Origin of the sequence: Bradyrhizobium sp. AUGA SZCCT0222 (genome assembly GCF_018130205.1) — a bacterium.
GTDB lineage: Bacteria > Pseudomonadota > Alphaproteobacteria > Rhizobiales > Xanthobacteraceae > Bradyrhizobium.
Genome location: NZ_JAFCLX010000008.1, coordinates 176,517 through 196,222 on the forward strand (window position 1 = coordinate 176,517; position 19,706 = coordinate 196,222).

Genomic DNA, 19,706 nt, shown 5'->3' on the forward strand with positions numbered 1-19,706 from the left:
CAAAATGACATCGATGGCTTTGGCTGCAACATTGTTTGGCCCCGAGGACCTGCGCATGGTCGAGCGCCCGCTCGATCCGCTGGCGTCGGGCATGGTGCGGATTCGCTTCGGCGCCGGCGGCATTTGCGGCTCCGACATGCATTACTACCGCCATGCCCGCACCGGGGATTTCGTCGTCACCTCGCCGCTGGTGCTCGGCCATGAGATCGCGGGCGAAGTCGTCGAGATCTCGGGCAGCGCGCCCGGCCTGAAGACCGGCGATCGCGTCGCCGTCAATCCGTCGCGCTGGTGCGGCCACTGCACGCCGTGCCGCGAGGGCCGGCTGAACCTGTGCGAGAACATCTTCTTCATGGGCTCGGCTTCCAAGACGCCGCACATGCAGGGCGGGTTTTCCAGCCTGTTCGACGCCATTCCCGCGCAGTGCGTCAGGATTCCAGACCACGTGACGTACCAGGCGGCGGCACTGGCTGAGCCGCTGGCAGTCTGCCTGCACGCGGTCGCCCGCGCCGGAGATGTCAGCGGAAAACGTGCGGTGCTGTTCGGCTCGGGTCCCATTGGCCTGCTGACGATGCTGGCCGCGCGCCGCGCCGGCATTGCCGAAGTCACCGTCGTCGATATCGCCGCCGCGCCATTGGCGTTCGCAACCCGGCTCGGCGCCAACCATGTCATCGACATCTCCAAAGGCGATGAAGCCCTGAAGGCCGTCGCGCCCTACGATGTCGCATTTGAAGTGTCGGGCACGGCGGCCGGCCTTGCCAGCGCCATCGGCGCGGTCAGGCGCGGCGGCGTCGTCGTCCAGATCGGCAATCTGCCGGGCGGGCAAATTCCAACGCCGGCGAACGCTGTCATGGCCAAGGAGATCGATCTGCGCGGCTCGTTCCGCTTCGGGCCGGAATTCATGACCGCGGTCGAACTGATTTCCGACGGCAGCGTCGATGTGCTGTCGCTGGTAACGGCCGAGCGTCCGCTGTCGGTCGCACCCGATGCGGTTCGCCTCGCGCTCGACCGCTCGCAGAGCGTCAAGGTCGTGCTGACGGCGCAGTGACCGGAAGATATTCAGGAGAATTCCCATGATGCTGCAGGGATGGCGGTGGTACGGGCCGAACGATCCGGTGTCGCTCGATGATATCCGCCAGGCGGGTGCCACCGACGTGGTCACCGCGCTGCACCAGGTGCCGATCGGCGAAGCCTGGACGCGATCAGGCGTCGAGCAGCGCAAGCACATCATCGAGAAAAGCCAGCCCGGCCGTTCGCAGCTGACCTGGTCGGTGGTGGAATCGATTCCGATCCCCGACGACGTCAAGCGGCTCGGCGGTAAGGCGACGCGCTCGATCGAGGCCTGGATCGCGAGCCTGGAGGCGGTGGCCTCCGCCGGGATCAAGATCATCTGCTACAATTTCATGCCTGTCGTGGACTGGTGCCGAACCGATCTGGAATGGGAACTGCCGAACGGCGCCAAGGCGATGCGCTTCGACCAGGAACGGTTCGCGGCGTTCGACCTGCACATCCTGCAGCGCCCGGACGCGGCGGCGGAATATTCGGAAAGCGCGCGCGCCCGTGCCAAGCAGCTTCACGCCGGGATGACGCAGGCCGATATCGATGTCCTCGTCACCAACATCGCCAGCGCCTTGCCGGGATCGACCACCGATCCCCTGACCATTCCGCAGTTCCGCGACCGCTTGCAGCAATATAGCGGCATCACCACCGCCGTGCTGCGCCAGCATCTGATCGAGTTTCTCGCGCGCGTCGCGCCCGTTGCCGAGCAGCTTGGCGTGACGCTGACGCTGCACCCGGACGATCCGCCGCGGCCGCTGTTCGGCCTGCCGCGGATCGCTTCATCGGCCGAAGACTACCAGGCGCTGTTCGACGCGGTTCCGTCCAAGGCGAACGGCATCTGCTTCTGCACCGGCTCGCTCGGCGTACGTGCGCAGAACGATCTGCCGGCGATCGCGAGACAATTCGCGCCGCGGATCGGCTTTGCGCATCTGCGCGCGACCAAGCGCGAGGCCGACGGCCTGTCGTTCTTCGAATCCGACCATCTCGATGGCGACGTCGACATGATCGCTGTTCTCAAGGCGTTGCTGAGCGAAAACCGGAAACGTTCGGCAGGTGAAAAAATCATATTCCGGCCGGACCACGGCCATCGCATGCTCGACGATCTCGCCGAGACCAAGCGCACCAATCCCGGCTACACCGCGATCGGCCGGCTGCGTGGGCTGGCCGAACTGCGCGGCGCGATCCGCGCCATCGAGCACGCGGGCTGATCGCGGCGCGACAATTCATGACCTGACGTAGGCCGTTCTAACCCGGCCTGAAGGTCGCGACGATCATTCTTTGCAGCGCTGGCCAATTTTTGTCTTCGACTACCAGGCGGAAGCCGAGATTGGCGGGTGGCACGCCGGCGGCGCAGCCGCCGGTGCGAGGATCGCGGATGAAGTCGGTCATATAGGTCCGGTGGGCGCCCTGCACGACGCGAACGCCGCAATTGGTGTTGGTCACGCGCGCGGCCCCCGTCGGCTCCAGCGTCATGCGAAGGAAGCAGCTGTTGGTCCATTCCCAGATATTGCCGCCGACATCCAGCAGCCCGTTCTCGTTGCGACCGAAGGCGCCGACCGGTTGCGGGTCGAGCGCGCCGGGCCGCGCCCGGTTGGCTTCCGCCTCGTAACGCGCAATCCAGGCCTGCGCGGGATCGACCGGGTCGACCACCGGCAGCGCTTCGTCGCGGACCTTCTGGCCGGCTGCGAACACCCATTCCTCGTCGGTGGGAAGGCGGTGCAGGACCCCGGTCTTGTTCGTCATCCATTCGGCATAGGCCGTTGCATCCCGCCAGCTGACGCCGACCATTGGACGCTCCGCCATCGCGGAGGCTTGCGGGATTTTAGGACATCGGCCGTCATCGGCGCAGCGCGCATATTCGCCCGCGGTGACCTGACGGTTCATGATCTTGATACTGGCGGCTAGAAGCGCTTCACGCAGCGGGGCTGGCGCGGGTTTGCCGTCGCGGGAGAAATCGCCGGCGAGCCGATACTGAAACGGTTTTGCGGCAATTTCGATGATCGCGGAATCGACGGGGTGGGCAACAGGGGCGACCGTCAGCGCGATCGGACTGGCCAGAACGGCCGCTGTTATCGCGGCCTTGATTTTCATGGCGAGCAGCATGGGGCGGTCCTCCGGTCACCGCGGCCCGCAGCAATGGCTTCAGGCCGCGAGGTCGTTATCTGGTTTTCACCACAGCATCAGCCGCGCTGGACTTGCCGGGCAGGATCGGGCCGGGAGGCTGCACCTGCTTCATGAGGTCGTTGTTCCATTTGCCCTCGACCTTGAAGTGGGCAGTGGCGCCGAGTTCGACGGCCTCGATCAGGTTGTGGTTGACGTAGGCGTAGATGCCGGGCTGCCTGAACGTGTAGAGCGCAGCTCCTGCTGAGCCGCCACGAATGAACCAGGTCTCGAGATCCTTCTCCGGCGGGTTGACGAACTTGCCGGTCTCCCAGACGTAATCGCCGTGACCGCCGATCAGATGCGGACGGCTGTCGCGATTGGCCTGCGAATGAACGATCATGACGGTCTCGCCGACCTTCGACGTCATCGCATTCTTGCCGGTGAGGGCGCCGACCTTGCCGTTGAAGACGACGTGGGTCGGGATCAGCTTGCGCATGACCTCGGTGGTGTCGGCGAACGATTCTCCGACCGTTTCGTAGCTCTTGTATTTTCCCTTCTCATCCTTGGGCACGTAGAGGTCGTTCTCGCCAACGTAATAGAGGCGGTCGTAGCGCAGCGCCTTGCCCTCGCGGTTTTTCAGGCCGTCGCGCGGCAGCACCATCACGGTGCCGTGCATGCCCGACACGACGTGCCAGGGAATCATGCCTTCCGGGGCACAGTGATAGATGAACGTTCCGGTGCGCGTTGCTTTCCAGCGCAGAACCACCTGTTCGCCGGGGTTCACATGGGTCAGAGCGCCGCCGCCCAATGCGCCCGTCGCGGCATGGAAGTCGATGTTATGAGGCATCGCATTGGTTTCGGGGTTGACCAGCGTCACCTCGACGTAATCACCTTCATGGACGACCATCAGCGGACCGGGCATCGAGCCGTTGAAGGTCATCGCCTGGAACTTGGTGCCGGCCTCGTCGATGACGACTTCCTTCTCCGTGATGACAAGTTTGAACTCGATGATCTTCGGGCCTTCCTTGGTGGCCTGTTCGTGCGGATGCACGAACGGCGGCGCCACCAGCGCAACCGCCTGACGCGGCAGGTTGAGATCGTCGGCGGCCAGCGCGGGGACGGCAACGACAAGCGCGGCGACTGCGACGCCGAGCAGGGCGATACGGCGGGTGATCATGACACTCTCCTGTTGGTGTCTGCATTTGAATTTCGTGTCACCCTTGTGCCCCAAGGATCGGAAGCGCTCTTTGCGCCAGCGCAAGCTTCCCGGAAAGAAGACCAATCGCGCCGCTGTTTGCTCCCGAACAAAGAAAGAAGTGGTCGGGTGCCTAGGCTGGCAGCATGAAAAAGAGCATGCCCACGCCTGACATGATGGTCGACCAGGTGATGAACCGCTGGCCTGCTTCGATACGGGTGTTCATGGATTTCAGGATGGGCTGCGTCGGCTGCCCGATCGCGACATTCCACTCGATTGACGAAGCCAGCCGCGAGCACGAGGTAGACGGCGGTGCGTTCCTGACGGCACTGCGCGCCGTCGTTCAAGCCTGAACGGGTCCTAGTTGCCGATCTTACCGGTCGATCTTATTTGCCTTGGCCTTCCGCGATTTCGAACAGTCGGTGGGGATCGCGCAGCACGATGCGCTGTCGTCCGCCCTCGACCAGCCCCTGTTGCTCCCATGCGCTGAGAATGCGGCTCACGGTGTGCAGGGTGGTGCCGGTCATCTCGGCGACATCCTGCCGGCTGATCGGAAAATCGATCTCGACGCCATGCTCAACCTTGCGGCCTGCCTGCTTGGCCAGGCGCAGCAGCGCATGCGCGACGCGCTGCTCGACCTGTTCGCTGGACATTTCGAGGACGCGGTCCTGCGTATCCTGCAATCTGCTGCCGACGGTCTGCAACGCGCCTGCCGCCAGCGCCGGGAACTTCGCGGTCAGCTGCGGCCACAGCGCCGATGGCCACGACAAGGCCACGCTGTCGACGACCGCAATCGCAGTTGCCGGATAGTTTTTGAGCGCCAGCGCCTGCGCGACGCCAAACAATTCACCCGCCGAGACGTAGCGAACCACGATTTGCTGGCCCTGCGGCGTGGTCTTTTCAACCCGTAGATGGCCGTGCAGCAGAACGAAGAACGAATGAGCTTCGCCGCCCTGGTCGAATACGCTGCTGTCTTTCGGATATCTGACCGATCGGGCGTCGCACAGGATGGCGTCGAGATCGTCGGCGCTCAAGGAGGCGAAGATCGGGACATTTGCGACAATTGAACGGTCGAGGGGGGCCATGGGAGGTTCCGGATGCCGTTCTGAAATCGGACGTGAGAATTACGGGTGGCAATCGGCCGCCGTCATTTGGCGTGACCGGCGCTGCAGCCTCATCATACCGCGACAATCGGCTGGGAGCTTGCGCTAAAACAAGTTCCGCCCTGCGATTGGGGACTAGAAGGCGCGATGGGGTCCGAATGGAGACCCGACCGATCGACAGGAGATCAGGATGCGCAGATATTTGGTAATGGCCGTGGTGGCCGCAGCCATGGCGGTGGCCGGTGGCGCAACGGCGGCCGAAGTCGAAGTCAAGATGCTCAACAAGGGAACCGAAGGATTGATGGTTTTCGAGCCGGCCCTGGTAAAGGTTGCGCCGGGCGATACCGTCAAGTTCGTGTCGACCGACAAGGGGCATAACGCGGAGACCATCAAAGGCATGCTGCCGGACGGCGGGGTCACCTTCATCGGAAAGATGGGTGAGGATGTCGCCGCCAAATTCGATCAGGCCGGGATCTATGGCGTCAAATGCGCGCCACATTACGGCATGGGCATGGTGGCGATGATCGTGGTGGGGACGCCCGCCAACGAGGAGCAGGCCAAGGCCGTGCCTCAGGTCGGCAAAGCCAAACAGGTATTTGCCGCGCTGTTCGCAAAGCTTGCCGCGACAAAGACGGCAGCGAAATAAATTGATGGCATGAAAGAAAGGAAAGCGGCCTTGTCGGCCGCTTTCCTTGTTTTATCGCGCGCCTGGCAGTTCCGAAATGTGCCCTTCGGCGTTGCCTGAACAATGGCCGCAGCACATGATTTCGGCTGTAGGGGAACTGGATGGTGCAGTCGCAGCCATTTCTGTCCCGTCGCGAGTGGTTTTCGAGTCGTCCTGAGGCTGAATCGGCAACCGTCCCAAACCCGTCCGTAGTCGCGCAAAGATTCGCATCGTCTATCTCCATTTTGCTGAACCTTCTTGCGAATACGCCTGGGCGAGGCCGTCGTCTTTGCGCCTCGACAAAGAGGGCGCGCTTCGCGCCGGCTAGGGTGCGGCCAGCAACAGCCGGAGCAGGGTCCAAATCATGTCAGTATCGCGCTTGAGAGATTATCGAGGCCCCGCCTTGTTTTCGTATGGCTTCCGGCCGTTCTTCTTTTTCGGATCCGTCTATGCTGGTGCCATCATTCTGATGTGGCTGCCGGTGTTTTACGGTCGGCTGCAGCTCAGCACGGCGTTCGCGCCCCGGGACTGGCATGTCCATGAGATGCTGTTCGGATATATCGCGGCCGTTATCGCCGGTTTTCTGCTCACAGCGGTGCCGAACTGGACGGGCAGATTGCCGCTGCAGGGCAGGCCGCTGATCCTGCTGTTCTCGACCTGGGTTGCAGGCCGAATTGCCGTCAGCATATCGGCCTGGATTGGCTGGGCGCCGGCCGCGGCGATCGATTCGGTGTTTCTCATCCTGCTGGCGGCTTCCGCCGCGCGCGAGATCATTGCGGGCAAGAAGTGGGGCAATCTCATGATCGTCGCCATCATCAGCCTGCTCGCCGCCGGCAATCTGGCGTTTCATCTGGAGGCGCATTTCGAAGGCTTGGCCGAATACACCACCCGTGGCGGCATCGCCGTGGTGATCGGCCTCATTGCGCTGATCGGCGGGAGGATCATCCCAAGCTTCACCCGCAACTGGCTGGCAAAACGAACTCCCGGCCAGATGCCCGCGCCGTTCGGCCGCTTCGATGTCGCGACCATCGCCTTGAGCGTGCTCGTCCTCCTGTTCTGGGTTGTGCGACCGCTGGACCGGACCACCGGCGGATTGTTGCTGGTCTGCGGCGGCATGCACCTGATCCGGCTTGTGCGCTGGACCGGATACCGGACATTCGCCGACCGGCTGGTGCTGATCCTGCACGTTGCCTATGCGTTCGTCCCGGCGGGATTCATCCTCACCGCGCTCAGCGCCTTCGACCTCGTGGCGCCGAGCGCTGGAATCCATGCGTGGACGGGAGGAGCGATCGGCACCATGACACTGGCGGTGATGAGCCGGGCAACGCTCGGTCATACCGGACAGCGGCTCCAAGCGTCTCCGGCGACACAGCTGATTTACGCTGCGGTGATTATCGCCGCCCTCGCGCGGGTCTGCGCCGTGCTGGAAACGGACCACACGGGTCCGCTGCTGGTGGCTGCCGGTATCGCCTGGGCTGCGGCGTTTCTCGGATTTGCCGTAATCTACTCGGTGGCGTTCTGGTCGCCACGCCGGCTCTAGGAGCGATAGGCCGAACGACGTAAGGCATCTCAACTGCTGATTGGCCTGACGCAAAACTCTCTATCCCGGCTTGACGGTTGCGGTGATCATTTCCGCAAGCCGCAGCCTGCTTTTGGCCGGCCGTACGGGCTGGCGCCGTGCGACGGGTCAGGCCATGTTAGGCGAGTTCGACCGGAGCGCGTGACGGGGATGAAACCTTTGCGGAGCGGCAGCCTCTATGCTCGGCCCGCCATCGGGCGTGTCAGATGAAGGGCGCTGGCAAAACCAAAATGGGCCTGCGCAAGGCCGCTTCGGCGATTCAGTTCGATTGCGCGACCGCGTTCCAGAAAATCGCGCTGGACTGCGTCGGCAAGGTCAGGCTGCATCACAGCAGCGCCTGCGCCGGCGATGCCGAAGCCGTGCATCAGATTCGTGTTGCCATTACCCGGCTGCGGTCCGCCGTGTTCTTCTTCGCTTCGATCGTGGTCGATGCGGAATGGCGGCGCCTGAAGAAGGAGCTTGCATGGCTGAACGGCTCGCTCGGCGCCGCGCGCGACAGCGACGTGGTCGTGGAATATGCACGCCGCGAACGGTACCGGGACTGGGCGCAACGCATGATCGGCGAGGATCTCGATGCGCATCAGACGCGCGATCATCGCCGGATGGTTCGCTGCCTGCGTTCTCCGCGATTTCATGACCTGATCGAGGCGATGTCCGGCTGGATCGGGGGCGGGTCATGGCTCCCGCGTTGGGAGCGGATGCTGCGCCGCAAGTCCGCAAGGCCGCTGAAGGCCTATTGCAAGCGCGAGCTCAATCGCTGGCGCCGGCGGCTGATCCGCAAAGGCCGGCGGCTCAAAGCCCTCGGCGCATCAGATCGTCACCGGCTGCGGATCAGGGCGAAGCGATTTCGCTACATGCTGGAGGCGCTGACGGGCATCGTCCCGGTTTTCGGCGATGGCGAGTTCCGTCACGTCCACAAGCCAGCGAGGCAGCTGCAACGCACGCTCGGCGATCTTCGCGATCTCAAGCGCTTCGCAAGGCTCGGACTGTCGGCTCAAGGCGATAATCCAGGCCAACGCCGGCCACCGGGCTATAGCCGGCAAAGGCAAAGGTTGCGGAGCGCCGCGATATCAGCCTATCGCGGTCTCAAGGACGCAGGGGCATGCTGACCGGCGTTTGATCCGGATCAAACGAAAGTTGCGGAGGAAACGCCTTTTCCGCGCATGGCCCCGTATCCGGTCCTCGGCTATGATGCCCAAGTCCAGATCGGCTTACCCGCAATGCCTGACGGCTCCGCTACGGCCCATACCTATCGTCCGAAACTCGCTACCGTGCTGGCCGAGGGATACAATCTTGGCCACCTCCGCCGCGATATGCTGGCGGCGCTGACGGTTGCGATCGTGGCGCTGCCGCTGTCGATGGCGATCGCCGTCGCCTCGGGGGTTTCGCCCGAACGGGGATTATATGCCGCCGTCATCGGCGGCTTTTTAGTCTCGGCGCTCGGCGGCAGCCGCTATCAGATCGGCGGCCCGGCCGGCGCTTTCATCGTGCTGGTCGCGGCCACCGTCACCAAATTCGGCCTGGAAGGCCTGTTGCTGACCGTCTTCCTCTCCGGGTTCATGCTGGCCCTGATCGGCCTGCTGCGGCTTGGCGCGCTCATTCGCTACATTCCGCACGCCGTGACCGTCGGCTTCACCTGCGGCATCGCGGTCACGATCTTTGCCAGCCAGCTGCGCGATCTCGGCGGCCTGAAATTAGGCGGTGTCGAACCCGGACCGTTGCTGCCCAAGCTTGCGGCACTCGGTCAGGCGCTGCCGACCATCAGCGCGGCCGCACTTGCGGTCGGCATCGGCTCGGTCGCCTTGATCTTCCTGCTGCGGCTGATAGCGCCGAACTGGCCGGGCATGCTGATCGCGGTGACGCTCGCGTCGGTGGCGGCATGGCTGTTCGGCTTGCCGGTCGAGACCATCGGCAGCCGCTTTGGCCAGCTGCCGGACGGATTGCCGGGACCCCGGTTGCCATCGATCTCCTACGCGTCCGTACTCGAAGTGTTGCCGGCCGCGCTCTCCTTCACGCTGCTGGGCGCGGTCGAGAGCCTGCTCTCGGCCAAGGTCGCCGACGGCATGACGGGGCGCAAGCACCGCTACAATATGGAAGTCGTGGCGCAGGGTGTCGCCAACGTCGCCTCCGCACTGTTCGGTGGCATCTGCGTGACCGGAACGATCGCGCGCACGGCCACCAATATTCGCGCCGGTGCCGTCAGCCCGGTCTCCGGCATGATGCATGCGCTGTTCGTGCTTGTGTTCATGGTGGTCGCAGCGCCGCTGGCAAGCTTCATCCCGCTGCCGGCGCTGGCGGGCGTGCTGGTCGTGGTGTGCTGGAACATGGCGGAGAAGGAAGAATTCCTTGATCTGCTGCACGATTGGCGCGGTGCCGGCGTGCTGCTCGCCACTTTCGGCCTCACGCTGATCGAGGACCTTACGGTCGGCATCATCGCCGGCTGTGCGCTGGCGGCGGCGTTCGCGGTCTATGATCGCGTCATGCGATCGCGCGGCAATTCCTGAACACCAGCGCGGCTGGCCGCCAGCGGCGATCGGCGTTACACTTCCCAGGGCAACAGAGGGAGCGACATCGATGTGGCAGCGGGCGTTCTATCACGAGGGAATGAGCGAACTGCAGGACCGGTTCGACGGGCGGCGTGTGGCCGAGGCGATCGAACGGCACCGCAAGCATTATGAGTTCTGGGATGACGAGAAGGCGTTGATCGAGAGTTCGCCGTTCTTCTTCATCGGTACTTCCTTTGCGGATTATGTCGACTGCAACATCAAGTCGGGCGATCCCGGTTTCGTGAAAATCGTTGGCCCCAACATCATCGAGTATCCGGAGTATGACGGCAATTCGATGTACCGGACGCTCGGCAATTTGTCGCGAAATCCGAATGTCGGGTTGTTGTTCGTGCGCTTCGACGGCAAGAGCCGGCGTATGCGCATCAACGGCCGTGCTGTTATCCTCGACGACGCGGCGGCGATCGGCCGGCATTACGGCGCGCAACTCGTGGTGCGGATCGAGTGCGAAATCTATCCGAACTGCCCGCGCTATGTGCCGGACCTCGCCGGCGCCAATCCGTCGCCCTACGTTCCCCGCGAAGGCGCGGGGCCTCCGCCGCCGCCGGAATGGAAGGGCCGCGATTACATCCGGGACATCCTGCCCGCCGGCGATCCGCATGCGGAGGTCGTCAAGACGGGGCGGCGCGAGAGCTGACCGGTTGCCGTTTATGGCTGGTACGGCCAGTCGGCGGCCGAGATCGTCATATCCGGCGTGGATTTGATTGGTCCGCCGACATACGCGTTCGAATCGAGCGGTTTGCACGTGACCTGGCGTGTGAAGGTGCCTGCGCCGCCGGTCGAGCCCTCCTCCGGCACGAAGGTGCCGTCGCCGTTCTGCCTTAGGATAATGGGAGGGCCACTCGCGCAAAACTCCGGGAAGGCGATGCCGTATCCGTCGTGCCCGGCGAAGCGTCCGACCAGCAGCTGGGATGCCTGCATTCTGGCCGCCGGCGATGCCCGCATCGGGCGTTGTGGATCGAACTTGCGATAGCACAGGAATTCTTCGTGGCGCCTGAACGTGTACTTCACCATGCAGGTCGCGGCGCTCGTCTTCACGAATGGCTTATCGGCGGAGGAGGCCGCGTCGCGTTCGAATATCAGCGTTTCCAGAGCCAGCGACTCTGTTTGCGGCTTCGTGGCGTTGAAGGGACGATTTGACGGTTCGGCGATGTCAGGTTCATCGTCAAAGGATTCGTGCGGGTCGGCCGCTATCGCTCCGCGAGAGAAGACAAGCTTGGTCTTCGGACTTGGTTCGCGTGTTTCGAGCACAAGCGCGGGCCGCGATGCCCAGGATCGATGCAAGTTTACCTTGCTTCCGTTCATCTCAAGTCTGACGTCGCCGACCGCAGGGTTCTCCTTGGCGAAGTCGATCATGCGGACGCCGACCTCCTTGTCCGTGGTCTCCAGGCTGAGGAAGCGCAGATCGTCTCTTCGCCGCGTGATCGGCATCATCGGATCAAAGCGGTCCTCGATGTTGAACTTGACCTTTTTCCTGATCTTGGGCGCCAAAGGCCCTTTTTCCGAGGACGGCGCGGCGACATCGATCACCAGCATGACGCCACTGGGCGAGTGTTTGACGCCCCAGATATTCTGAGAAAACCGGGTCCATGCCGAAGTCGTGGCCGTAGCCAACGCAACATCGCGGGCGAACAGGACGAGCTGACCCGGCCGCACAATTGCAAAGTTTTGAAAGGCGCCCAGCCCGGCACCTTCAAAAATCTTCACATCGTCCAGGCGAATGCACTTGGCTTTGTCGTCGTCCCCTGCCTTTTGATCGATGGTTCTGGATGCGGACCGCGAACAGAAGCCCAGGTCGCGCCTGAACGACTTCACGGTGATTGCGGTTGCGAATATGTTGTCCTTCGGACTTCGTGCCGGAATTTCCATGGGAAGCGGCGACGTCGAGAACATGTCGGCTTCAACCATGGAAAGCTGTGAATCCGCCTCCTCGGAGCAGAGGTCCCGCTCCGGCAACGTGTGGGTCAGCAGCTTCGCCGCATCCCCCATCACCATGCAGGTCATGGTGTCTCCCGAATTGTTCCGGGTTATCCAGATCAGACGATTTTTGCCCGCACCATCGACCAGCAGATGTGGTGCAGCGTGACGGCGACGAGGTGGCAGCCAAACCGCATTGGTATCAGACAGATTCGAACTGCCCCTCTTGAGCAGATCGTCCGGAATCCGCTTGATACCGACCGATCGGAGCTCGGCGCTGAGATCGTATCGGTCGTTGGTCGGTTTGAGAACAGGCGCGTCCTTGCAGTTGAGACAGGTGACGGTGAGGTTGGACCGAACATTGTCGAAAGTCAGAATGACCTGATCCGGATCGTCCTTGTACTTGTCGCGATCGACAGACTTGAAAGGATGATCCACCACCCGGCTGACCAAAAATCTGCTGGATCGCGAGGGATCCGGCTCAAACTCGAAATAGGTCGACCGGTCCCAGGCGCGATAGGCGTCCGAGCCGCCCAGGCTGACACCCGCCAGAACCATTTTTGATTCGGTCTGGCAGCGTTTTCTGTCGATCGGATTCCAGACATTGCAGAGCCGAAGCGCGGCGTTCTGCAGGATGCGGTCACAATCGTTCTGGTTGTAGCCATAGGTGGCGAGGCCATGGCGATAGCAAAGATCGTGAAAGACGCATGCCTGCCGGAAGCGTTGCAGCACGAGGCCGTGGCGGCCGCCTTGGTTCTTGATGTCGTCGAAGAACATGTTGGCCAGGCCGGGGAGGCTGCAGTTCAGCCCTTCGCCGCTGCCGCCAATGGTGCTGACGACCTCCGGACTGGATTGAAAGGAAGTAACAGTCGGCGGCATCTCGGTGGCGTCAGCGATGTCTTCGACATTCTTGTAGATGGAATCGATCATGTCTCTGTGAAAGTAGCTCGTGATACCCAGGACCAGCAGCACCGGGACCACCACTGCCATCACGCAGGCGATCAGCAATCCAATTCCAAAACGCCTCGACATGAGATCCCCCCGCGCGCCAGGAGCGAGAAACGGCCGGACGGGCGCTTTGCTTCAAGCGCGGTACCTTTGCAAAAACGCCGTTCGCGACTTCGCAAAAATCAAGAAACGGCTATCAAATGGGGAAAGACAACCATAGGTTAGCGCATTGTCAAGCGCGTGGCTTCACAAGGCAACGCAGCAGGGGATTGCAATTGCGTGATCAGGACCTGCGCCGGATTGTCGCGTCGGCTCTTGTTGGACGCGTTTCTGCCTGGTCCGAATCCCCTAATCCCGCGCGGCCGGCTTGGTCGCAAATTGCGGGAACTTGTCGGCGACGATGGGGCCGTCGGTGCGCCAGGAATAGCAGCCGCCGATGAAGAACGGCCGTTCACCGGAGTTGCGCTGCTCGTCCATCGAATCTCGGCCTTCCGGATCCTTGCCGTACGACATGGTCTGAAACAGCGTGGTCACGGCCGGGCCCAATAGCTCCGACAGATGCGTGCAGCCCTCGAGTCGGCCGATCTTCCGCCGGACCACCTCGCGCCAGCCCTTGCCGATGCTCTCGCCGACCAGCCGCTGCAGGGTCGGCTCGACATCGATGCAGGTGGGATAGGGCGTCGCCGCCATGGTCGCTTCGGCCTCGTGGATTTTCATCGTGTCGTCGATCGCGAGCCGCAGGCGGATGTCGTGCACGGGATCGCCGGGCTTCAGTTCCTCGCGATAGCTGTCGGCGGCTTGCGTGAAGGGTTTTACGTCGACCAGCCGCGCCTCGACTTCCCAGAGCCCGTCCTCCCTGATGTAGCCGTTGCATTCGACCGTTCGCGTATGCATCAGGCGACGCCCGGTTCCGTCGGCGGCCTTGTCTTGGGGCATGTTGCTGTCCTCAGGCGAATTTGACGATCATTTTACCGAGCGCGGATCGCGACTGCATGGTCTTGAACGCCTCGCGGAAATTCTCGAACGGCACGACCTTGCCGACCACGGGGCTCAATTGGCCGGACGCGAGCCAGTCGAACAATTGTGCGATCAGGCGGGTATGGGTTTCCGGCTCGCGCTTCTGGATTTGCGCCAGATCGACGCCGAGCAGGGCGCCGCCCTTGAGCAGCGGCAGATTGAAGGCCAGCGCCGGAATGGTGCCGGAGGCAAATCCGACCACGAGGTGCCGTCCGCGCCAGGCGATCGAGCGGAACGCCTGCAGCGCCACCTCGCCGCCGACAGGGTCGAAGATAACGTCCGGACCGTTGCCGCCGGTCAGGCCCTTAAGCGCGTCGCGCCAGTCCGCCTTGGTGTAGTCGATCGTTTCATCGGCGCCGTATCCTTTGGCAAATTCGCGCTTCTCATGCGTCGATGCGGCCGCGATCACCTTCGCGCCCATCAGCTTGCCGAGTTGCACAGCCGCGATGCCGACGCCGCCCGCGGCGCCCAGCACCAGCAGCGTTTCGCCCTTGCGCAGTTCGGCGCGCGCATCCAGTGCGTAAAGTCCGGTCAGGTAATTGGCCTGAAAAGACGCTCCGGCCTCGAAGGCAATCTTTGGCGGCAAGGGCTTCAGCGCCGCTGACGGCACGCAGATGTATTCGGCGAGCGCGCCGGACCTGACCATGCCGACCACGGGCATGCCCGGCTTGAACGTGGCGACGTCGCCTGCGGCAGCGTCAACCACGCCAGCGAATTCCGTGCCCGGCACGAACGGCAGCGGGTCCTTGGTCTGATACAGCCCTTGCACCTTCAAGCCGTCGACGAAGCCGATGGCAGCGGCGCCGATCCTGACGCGGACACCGCCGGGCGGGATATCGGGCATCGGCATCTCCTTGATGGAGATGCCGTCAATCGAATCGTAATTCTCGACCACCACGGCTTTCATGCAATTGGTCCCAAAGTCTTTCCTGGCGCCGTGCAGTGACCCGGCATCTTGATGTGTTTGCAGATTCTGAGGGCCAACGCTACTCGGCCGCCTCGGCCTGCCGGTCGATCTGCTCGGCACCGGCCTTGATCAGGGGAATGAGGTCGCGGCCGATCGCCATCGTGTCATGCGGATTCTCAAATCCGCGCAGCAGGAACGAATGGATGCCGAGCCGGTAATACCTGAGCACCGCAGCCGCGATCTGTTCGGGCGTTCCCACCAGGCAGGACGTATTGCCGGGCGCGCCGGTGGCGCGCGCGATCCCCATCCATAAGCGCTCATCATGCACGTCGGCGCGCGCGGCATAGCCCAGCAGGCGTTCGCTGGAATGGTTGCTCGGCTTCGGCGCTTCGCCCGTTTTGCGTTCGACATCCGCCAGCAGCGCATGCGCCTTGTTCCAGGCGGCGCCCTCGGTTTCCGCCATGATCGGGCGCAGCGACATGTTGAAATCGGCGCGCCGTCCGAACGCGGCGGCGCGACGGCGGAAATCATCGACGCGGGCGCGCGTCTCGGCGAGCGGCTCGCCGAAGATAGCGAACACATCGCAATGCGCGGCGCCCATTTCCAGCGCGCCCTCCGAGGAGCCGCCGAAGAACAGACGGGGATAGGGCTGCTGAAACGGTTTGATATCGCTGTACGCGCCCTCGATGCGATAGAATTCACCCTGGTGATTGAACGGGCTGTCGCTGGTCCAGATCCGGCGCATGACGTCGAGATACTCGCCGGCGCGGCGGTAGCGATCGTTCTTGGGCAGGAAGTCGCCTTCGCTGGCCTGGTCCTGGTCGCTGGTGCCGGCGATGACGTGCAGCCACATCCGTCCCTGCGTCAGCTGGTCGAAGGTCGCGATCTGCCGTGCCGCCAGCGCCGGCGCCACCGAGCCCGGGCGATGCGCGATCAGGAATTTTATTCGCTCGGTATGATCCGCCGCATAAAGCGCGATCGCAAAACCTTCGGCGGCCGAGGCGTAATATCCGACCAGCACGGAATCATAGTTCCACTGCTCATGCAGGCGGGTGAAATCGATCACCCATTGGCGCGATATCTGGCCCTTGATCAGGTGAACCGCGACGCCCTCCTGCTGGGTGCCGATCATACCGATGATTTTCGCTGGCATGGCTGTTTCCCCGGGGTATTTGTTCGTTGCCCGAATGAAACGCGCAACAACAGGGGAAATCAAGCGCTTCACGGGCCGGAAGCTGTGTCAGCCTTGCAACCATGCCATCAGGAAATGACGCCGCCAGGGCATCGCCGTTGCTGGGGGCAATGCCATGACTTATGAGAGGGGCAGGGGCACCTCGCGTGGTGAAGTATGAGCATGGACAAGCATACGCTTCGCAGCGGCGCGACTGAGGCGACCATCAAGGCCGATGGCGCCGAACTGTGCTCGCTGAGAAATGAAGGGATCGAGCTGCTTTGGCAGGCGGGGCCGGCATGGCCGCGCCACTCGCCGTTGTTGTTTCCGATCGTCGGCCGCCTCAAGAATGATCAACTGCGCCACCGTGGCAAAACCTATCCGATGACCCAGCATGGCTTTGCCAGGGATGTCAGGTTCGAGTGGGTGGAGCAGGGAGCGACGTCCTGCAAGCTGGTGCTTGTCGACAGCGAGGCGACGCGCGCCCGCTATCCCTTCGCGTTCCGGCTCGAGGTTACCTACAGCGTTGAAAATGCCGGCCTGAAACTGGCGTTCGACATCACCAACACCGGCAACGACACTTTGCCGGCTTCGATCGGCGCCCATCCGGCGTTCAACTGGCCATTGCTGCCTGGGTTGGAAAAGGAAGCCTACGCGCTCACCTTCTCGGACGAGGAGCCCGCGCCGATCCGCAGGCTGGCAGGCGGCCTGATGCGCGCCAAGGCCGAACCGTCTCCGGTTCGCGGCAACAGCCTCCCCCTTTCGGAGCGGCTGTTCGAAGACGATGCGGTTATCATCGACCAGCTCGCGAGCGGATCGGTTCGCTATGCGGCCGATCGTGGGCCTTCGATCGAGATGTCCTGGGAAGGATTTTCCGAACTCGGCGTCTGGTCGAAACCTGATGGCGCGGCGTTTCTCTGCATCGAGCCCTGGCATGGATTCGCCAGCCCGTCGGAGTTCGACGGCGAATTCACCGGCAAGCCCGGATTGATGCAGATTGCGCCGGGCGAGAAGCGGAGCCTCTGCTATCGGATACGCGCGGGTTGAGGTTGCGAACGTCAATCGACGGGCATTTTCGGCTGATTTTAGGGGCAGGGCGCCAAACAAACCGCATTTTCCGGGTTGAATGGTCCTTGCTTCCGCTTTTCCCGGCTGCAATGGATATGGCTGAACCCTGTCCCCACCCAAGAGAAGAGATCGATGAGCCAACTAATTGTCCGCGCCGGCGACTTCACCTTTGAGGCCCGTTTCGAAGAGCAACTGGCGCCCAAGACGGTAGCCGCCTTTCGCAAGGCGATGCCGTTCGAGAGCCAGGCGATCCATGTCCGCTGGAGCGGCGAGGGGGTCTGGATGCCGCTCGGCGATCTCGATTTCGGCGTTTCCTACGAGAACCACACCAGCTATCCCGCGCCGGGCCAGATCATTCTCTATCCCGGCGGCATCAGCGAGACCGAAATCCTGCTCGCCTATGGCGGCGTGCATTTCGCCAGCAAGATGGGCCAGCTCGCCGGCAACCACTTCATCACTCTGACCTCGGGGCTTGAGAACCTCACCGCATTCGGCAAGACCGTGCTGTGGAAGGGTGCACAGAAGATCCGCTTCGAGGAAATCTAGGTGACGGAGCCCGGCTACCCCCGCGACCTCCGCGGCTACGGCCGCAATCCGCCCGATCCGCGCTGGCCTGATAATGCGCGGGTCGCCGTGCAGTTCGTGGTGAATTTCGAAGAGGGCGGCGAGAACAACATCCTGCACGGCGATCGCGCCTCCGAGGCGTTCCTGTCGGATGTGCTGGGCGCGCAGCCCTGGCCCGGCAAACGTCACGCCAATATCGAATCGATGTTCGAATACGGCTCGCGCGCCGGCTTCTGGCGGCTGTGGCGGATGTTCACCGAGCGCAAGATGCCGGCCACGGTGTTCGGCGTCGCGACCGCGCTGAAGCGCAATCCCGAAGTGGTCGCCGCGATGAAGGAGGCCGGCTGGGATATCGCCAGCCACAGCCTGAAATGGATCGAACACAAGGACATGTCGGAGGCCGAAGAGCGGGCGGAAATCGCCGAGGCGATCCGCATTCATACCGAGGCGACCGGCGAGCGTCCGCTCGGCTGGTACACCGGACGTTCCTCGATCAATACGCTGCGGCTTTTGATGGAAGCCGGCGGCCTGCTCTACCTCAGCGATTCCTATGCCGACGATCTGCCATACTGGATCAAGGCGGGCGGATTGCAGCCGCATCTGGTCATTCCCTACACGCTCGACGCCAACGACATGCGCTTTGTGAACCCGCAAGGCTTTGGCGGCGGCGATGAGTTCTTCACCTATCTGAAGGACAGTTTCGACGTGCTCTATGCCGAGGGCGCGACCGCGCCGAAGATGATGTCGGTCGGCCTGCATTGCCGCGTCGTCGGCCGCCCCGGCCGCGCTGCATCGCTGTTGCGCTTCCTCGATTACGTCATGAAGCATGACGGCGTCTGGGTGCCGACGCGGTTGCAGATCGCGCAGCATTTTCACGCCAATCTCAGCCATCTCGCCGAGAGCGCCGCTGAGATCGGATAGGCCGGGGAATGCCGATGAAGCTTTCCGATCTCAATCTCGCTGGCAAGGACGAGTTCGTCAAAACGCTTGGCAATATCTTCGAATATTCACCCTGGATCGCCGAACAGGCGGCCGCAGCGCGGCCGTTTGTCAGCCTGAAAACGCTGTTCGAGGCGATGCAGGCCGTGGTCGATCGCGCACCGGCCGACATTCGCCTGGCGCTGATCAAGGCGCATCCGGATCTCGCCAACAAGACCCAGCGCGCCGCGGGGCTCACGGCCGAATCCAACGCCGAACAAAACAGTGTCGGCCTCGATCGGTTGTCGGATGCCGAATTTGAGGCGTTCGAGCGCGTCAACAATGCCTATCGCGCAAAATTCGGTTTCCCCTACATCGTCTGTGCGCGCCGGCAGACCCGGGATTCCATCCTGCGTGATTTCGAGCGCCGGCTGCCGAACGATAGCAAAACCGAAACGCAGGTCTCGATCGCGGAAATTTATCGGATCGCGGCGCTGCGTCTCGACCAGCTGGTGACGGCGGACGACAAGCTGGCCGTGCAGGGACGGCTGTCGACCCACGTGCTGGATACCCACAGCGGCAAGCCTGCGGCGGGAATTTCGGTGGTACTGACCGAACTGTCCGATCTTGGCGAAGCCCGCGTAGTGGCGCGCGCAATCACCAACAGCGACGGCCGCACCGATCACCCCCTGATCGGCGGCCGCCCGGTCCCGATCGGGCGCTATGAGCTGATGTTTCGCGTCGGCGAATATTTTTCCGCACGCAGCGTGCCGATGTCGGATCCGCCTTTTCTCGACCAGATCCCGTTACGTTTCTCGGTCAGCGATCCCGAGGGCCATCTCCACGTGCCGCTCCTGGTCACGCCGTGGAGCTACGCGACGTATCGGGGGAGTTAGGTCACGCAGGACGTAGGGTGGGCAAAGCGAAGCGTG

Annotated in this window: 18 protein-coding genes and 1 pseudogene; 12 read left to right on the forward strand and 7 right to left on the reverse strand. The window is 63.0% G+C overall.

The window, feature by feature from the left end; all coding sequences use genetic code 11:
• The first annotated feature begins 4 nt into the window (after positions 1 to 4).
• Positions 5 to 1,045, forward strand: a complete 1,041-nt coding sequence (locus JQ629_RS09845) for an L-idonate 5-dehydrogenase (RefSeq protein WP_212385950.1) — start codon at positions 5 to 7, stop codon at positions 1,043 to 1,045.
• Positions 1,046 to 1,070: 25 nt separating this feature from the next.
• Complete coding sequence (gene uxuA, locus JQ629_RS09850) at positions 1,071 to 2,264, forward strand: mannonate dehydratase (protein WP_212412472.1); 1,194 nt, start codon at positions 1,071 to 1,073, stop codon at positions 2,262 to 2,264.
• 37 nt (positions 2,265 to 2,301) lie between these two features.
• Here the strand turns inward: uxuA and JQ629_RS09855 are convergent, their stop codons facing one another.
• Complete coding sequence (locus JQ629_RS09855; RefSeq protein ID WP_212412473.1) at positions 2,302 to 3,159, reverse strand: SUMF1/EgtB/PvdO family nonheme iron enzyme; 858 nt, start codon at positions 3,157 to 3,159, stop codon at positions 2,302 to 2,304.
• A gap of 55 nt (positions 3,160 to 3,214) precedes the next feature.
• The gene (nirK, locus tag JQ629_RS09860) at positions 3,215 to 4,336 is read right to left on the reverse strand and encodes a copper-containing nitrite reductase (RefSeq protein ID WP_212268121.1); all 1,122 of its coding nucleotides are present in this window, start codon (positions 4,334 to 4,336) and stop codon (positions 3,215 to 3,217) included.
• Positions 4,337 to 4,500: 164 nt separating this feature from the next.
• On the opposite strand from nirK, the gene JQ629_RS09865 reads away from it, so the two are divergent.
• Complete coding sequence (locus JQ629_RS09865; RefSeq protein ID WP_249134928.1) at positions 4,501 to 4,707, forward strand: DUF1858 domain-containing protein; 207 nt, start codon at positions 4,501 to 4,503, stop codon at positions 4,705 to 4,707.
• Between the two features lie 33 nt (positions 4,708 to 4,740).
• Here JQ629_RS09865 and JQ629_RS09870 read toward each other — a convergent pair whose 3' ends face one another.
• Positions 4,741 to 5,439, reverse strand: a complete 699-nt coding sequence (locus JQ629_RS09870; RefSeq protein WP_212037498.1) for a Crp/Fnr family transcriptional regulator — start codon at positions 5,437 to 5,439, stop codon at positions 4,741 to 4,743.
• 208 nt (positions 5,440 to 5,647) lie between these two features.
• On the opposite strand from JQ629_RS09870, the gene JQ629_RS09875 reads away from it, so the two are divergent.
• The 5 genes and pseudogenes from JQ629_RS09875 (at position 5,648) to JQ629_RS09895 (ending at position 10,901) form a co-directional block, all read left to right on the forward strand.
• A complete protein-coding gene (locus JQ629_RS09875; protein WP_212037497.1) occupies positions 5,648 to 6,103 on the forward strand; it encodes a pseudoazurin in 456 nt (151 codons plus the stop codon).
• 382 nt (positions 6,104 to 6,485) lie between these two features.
• Entirely contained in the window at positions 6,486 to 7,661 is a 1,176-nt protein-coding gene (locus tag JQ629_RS09880; protein ID WP_212412474.1) for an NnrS family protein, read from the forward strand.
• Between the two features lie 245 nt (positions 7,662 to 7,906).
• Positions 7,907 to 8,809 carry a CHAD domain-containing protein gene (locus tag JQ629_RS09885; RefSeq protein WP_212412475.1) on the forward strand — a complete coding sequence of 301 codons (903 nt, stop codon included), beginning with the start codon at positions 7,907 to 7,909 and terminating at the stop codon, positions 8,807 to 8,809.
• Positions 8,810 to 8,920: 111 nt separating this feature from the next.
• Positions 8,921 to 10,156: pseudogene (locus JQ629_RS09890) on the forward strand (SulP family inorganic anion transporter); the annotation flags it as partial.
• 118 nt (positions 10,157 to 10,274) lie between these two features.
• Positions 10,275 to 10,901 carry a pyridoxamine 5'-phosphate oxidase family protein gene (locus JQ629_RS09895; protein WP_212412476.1) on the forward strand — a complete coding sequence of 209 codons (627 nt, stop codon included), beginning with the start codon at positions 10,275 to 10,277 and terminating at the stop codon, positions 10,899 to 10,901.
• An 11-nt stretch (positions 10,902 to 10,912) separates the two neighbouring features.
• Here the strand turns inward: JQ629_RS09895 and JQ629_RS09900 are convergent, their stop codons facing one another.
• The 4 genes from JQ629_RS09900 to JQ629_RS09915 all read right to left on the reverse strand — a co-directional run bounded on the left by JQ629_RS09900 (position 10,913) and on the right by JQ629_RS09915 (position 16,206).
• Complete coding sequence (locus JQ629_RS09900) at positions 10,913 to 13,213, reverse strand: hypothetical protein (protein ID WP_212412477.1); 2,301 nt, start codon at positions 13,211 to 13,213, stop codon at positions 10,913 to 10,915.
• 264 nt (positions 13,214 to 13,477) lie between these two features.
• Positions 13,478 to 14,065, reverse strand: coding sequence for a DUF2889 domain-containing protein (locus tag JQ629_RS09905; protein WP_212412478.1), 588 nt, complete (start codon positions 14,063 to 14,065; stop codon positions 13,478 to 13,480).
• A gap of 10 nt (positions 14,066 to 14,075) precedes the next feature.
• The gene (locus tag JQ629_RS09910; RefSeq protein ID WP_212412479.1) at positions 14,076 to 15,053 is read right to left on the reverse strand and encodes an NADPH:quinone oxidoreductase family protein; all 978 of its coding nucleotides are present in this window, start codon (positions 15,051 to 15,053) and stop codon (positions 14,076 to 14,078) included.
• A 79-nt stretch (positions 15,054 to 15,132) separates the two neighbouring features.
• A complete protein-coding gene (locus JQ629_RS09915) occupies positions 15,133 to 16,206 on the reverse strand; it encodes an LLM class flavin-dependent oxidoreductase (RefSeq protein WP_212412480.1) in 1,074 nt (357 codons plus the stop codon).
• 195 nt (positions 16,207 to 16,401) lie between these two features.
• Between JQ629_RS09915 and JQ629_RS09920 the strand changes: the two genes are divergently transcribed.
• The 4 genes from JQ629_RS09920 (at position 16,402) to uraD (ending at position 19,670) form a co-directional block, all read left to right on the forward strand.
• The gene (locus JQ629_RS09920) at positions 16,402 to 17,271 is read left to right on the forward strand and encodes an aldose 1-epimerase family protein (protein WP_212412481.1); all 870 of its coding nucleotides are present in this window, start codon (positions 16,402 to 16,404) and stop codon (positions 17,269 to 17,271) included.
• Positions 17,272 to 17,424: 153 nt separating this feature from the next.
• Positions 17,425 to 17,838, forward strand: a complete 414-nt coding sequence (locus JQ629_RS09925) for a DUF3830 family protein (protein ID WP_192734938.1) — start codon at positions 17,425 to 17,427, stop codon at positions 17,836 to 17,838.
• Positions 17,839 to 18,777: an allantoinase PuuE gene (gene puuE / locus JQ629_RS09930; protein ID WP_212412482.1), complete on the forward strand. Its 939-nt coding sequence runs from the start codon at positions 17,839 to 17,841 to the stop codon at positions 18,775 to 18,777. It begins immediately after the preceding gene.
• Positions 18,778 to 18,785: 8 nt separating this feature from the next.
• Positions 18,786 to 19,670 (forward strand): 2-oxo-4-hydroxy-4-carboxy-5-ureidoimidazoline decarboxylase, encoded by an 885-nt coding sequence (uraD, locus tag JQ629_RS09935; RefSeq protein ID WP_212412483.1) that lies wholly within the window; start codon positions 18,786 to 18,788, stop codon positions 19,668 to 19,670.
• The last annotated feature ends 36 nt before the right edge of the window (positions 19,671 to 19,706 follow it).

What these genes read in the sequence shown, in the direction of transcription:
- JQ629_RS09855 (WP_212412473.1), bottom strand. Translation starts at nt 3,159, where the DNA reads ATGCTGCTCGCCATGAAAATCAAGGCCGCGATAACAGCGGCCGTTCTG.
- JQ629_RS09865 (WP_249134928.1), top strand. Translation starts at nt 4,501, where the DNA reads ATGAAAAAGAGCATGCCCACGCCTGACATGATGGTCGACCAGGTGATG.
- uxuA (WP_212412472.1), top strand. Translation starts at nt 1,071, where the DNA reads ATGATGCTGCAGGGATGGCGGTGGTACGGGCCGAACGATCCGGTGTCG.
- nirK (WP_212268121.1), bottom strand. Translation starts at nt 4,336, where the DNA reads ATGATCACCCGCCGTATCGCCCTGCTCGGCGTCGCAGTCGCCGCGCTT.
- JQ629_RS09845 (WP_212385950.1), top strand. Translation starts at nt 5, where the DNA reads ATGACATCGATGGCTTTGGCTGCAACATTGTTTGGCCCCGAGGACCTG.
- JQ629_RS09880 (WP_212412474.1), top strand. Translation starts at nt 6,486, where the DNA reads ATGTCAGTATCGCGCTTGAGAGATTATCGAGGCCCCGCCTTGTTTTCG.
- JQ629_RS09900 (WP_212412477.1), bottom strand. Translation starts at nt 13,213, where the DNA reads ATGTCGAGGCGTTTTGGAATTGGATTGCTGATCGCCTGCGTGATGGCA.
- uraD (WP_212412483.1), top strand. Translation starts at nt 18,786, where the DNA reads ATGCCGATGAAGCTTTCCGATCTCAATCTCGCTGGCAAGGACGAGTTC.
- JQ629_RS09875 (WP_212037497.1), top strand. Translation starts at nt 5,648, where the DNA reads ATGCGCAGATATTTGGTAATGGCCGTGGTGGCCGCAGCCATGGCGGTG.
- JQ629_RS09910 (WP_212412479.1), bottom strand. Translation starts at nt 15,053, where the DNA reads ATGAAAGCCGTGGTGGTCGAGAATTACGATTCGATTGACGGCATCTCC.
- JQ629_RS09870 (WP_212037498.1), bottom strand. Translation starts at nt 5,439, where the DNA reads ATGGCCCCCCTCGACCGTTCAATTGTCGCAAATGTCCCGATCTTCGCC.
- JQ629_RS09885 (WP_212412475.1), top strand. Translation starts at nt 7,907, where the DNA reads ATGAAGGGCGCTGGCAAAACCAAAATGGGCCTGCGCAAGGCCGCTTCG.
- JQ629_RS09925 (WP_192734938.1), top strand. Translation starts at nt 17,425, where the DNA reads ATGAGCCAACTAATTGTCCGCGCCGGCGACTTCACCTTTGAGGCCCGT.
- JQ629_RS09895 (WP_212412476.1), top strand. Translation starts at nt 10,275, where the DNA reads ATGTGGCAGCGGGCGTTCTATCACGAGGGAATGAGCGAACTGCAGGAC.
- JQ629_RS09915 (WP_212412480.1), bottom strand. Translation starts at nt 16,206, where the DNA reads ATGCCAGCGAAAATCATCGGTATGATCGGCACCCAGCAGGAGGGCGTC.
- JQ629_RS09920 (WP_212412481.1), top strand. Translation starts at nt 16,402, where the DNA reads ATGAGCATGGACAAGCATACGCTTCGCAGCGGCGCGACTGAGGCGACC.
- JQ629_RS09905 (WP_212412478.1), bottom strand. Translation starts at nt 14,065, where the DNA reads ATGCCCCAAGACAAGGCCGCCGACGGAACCGGGCGTCGCCTGATGCAT.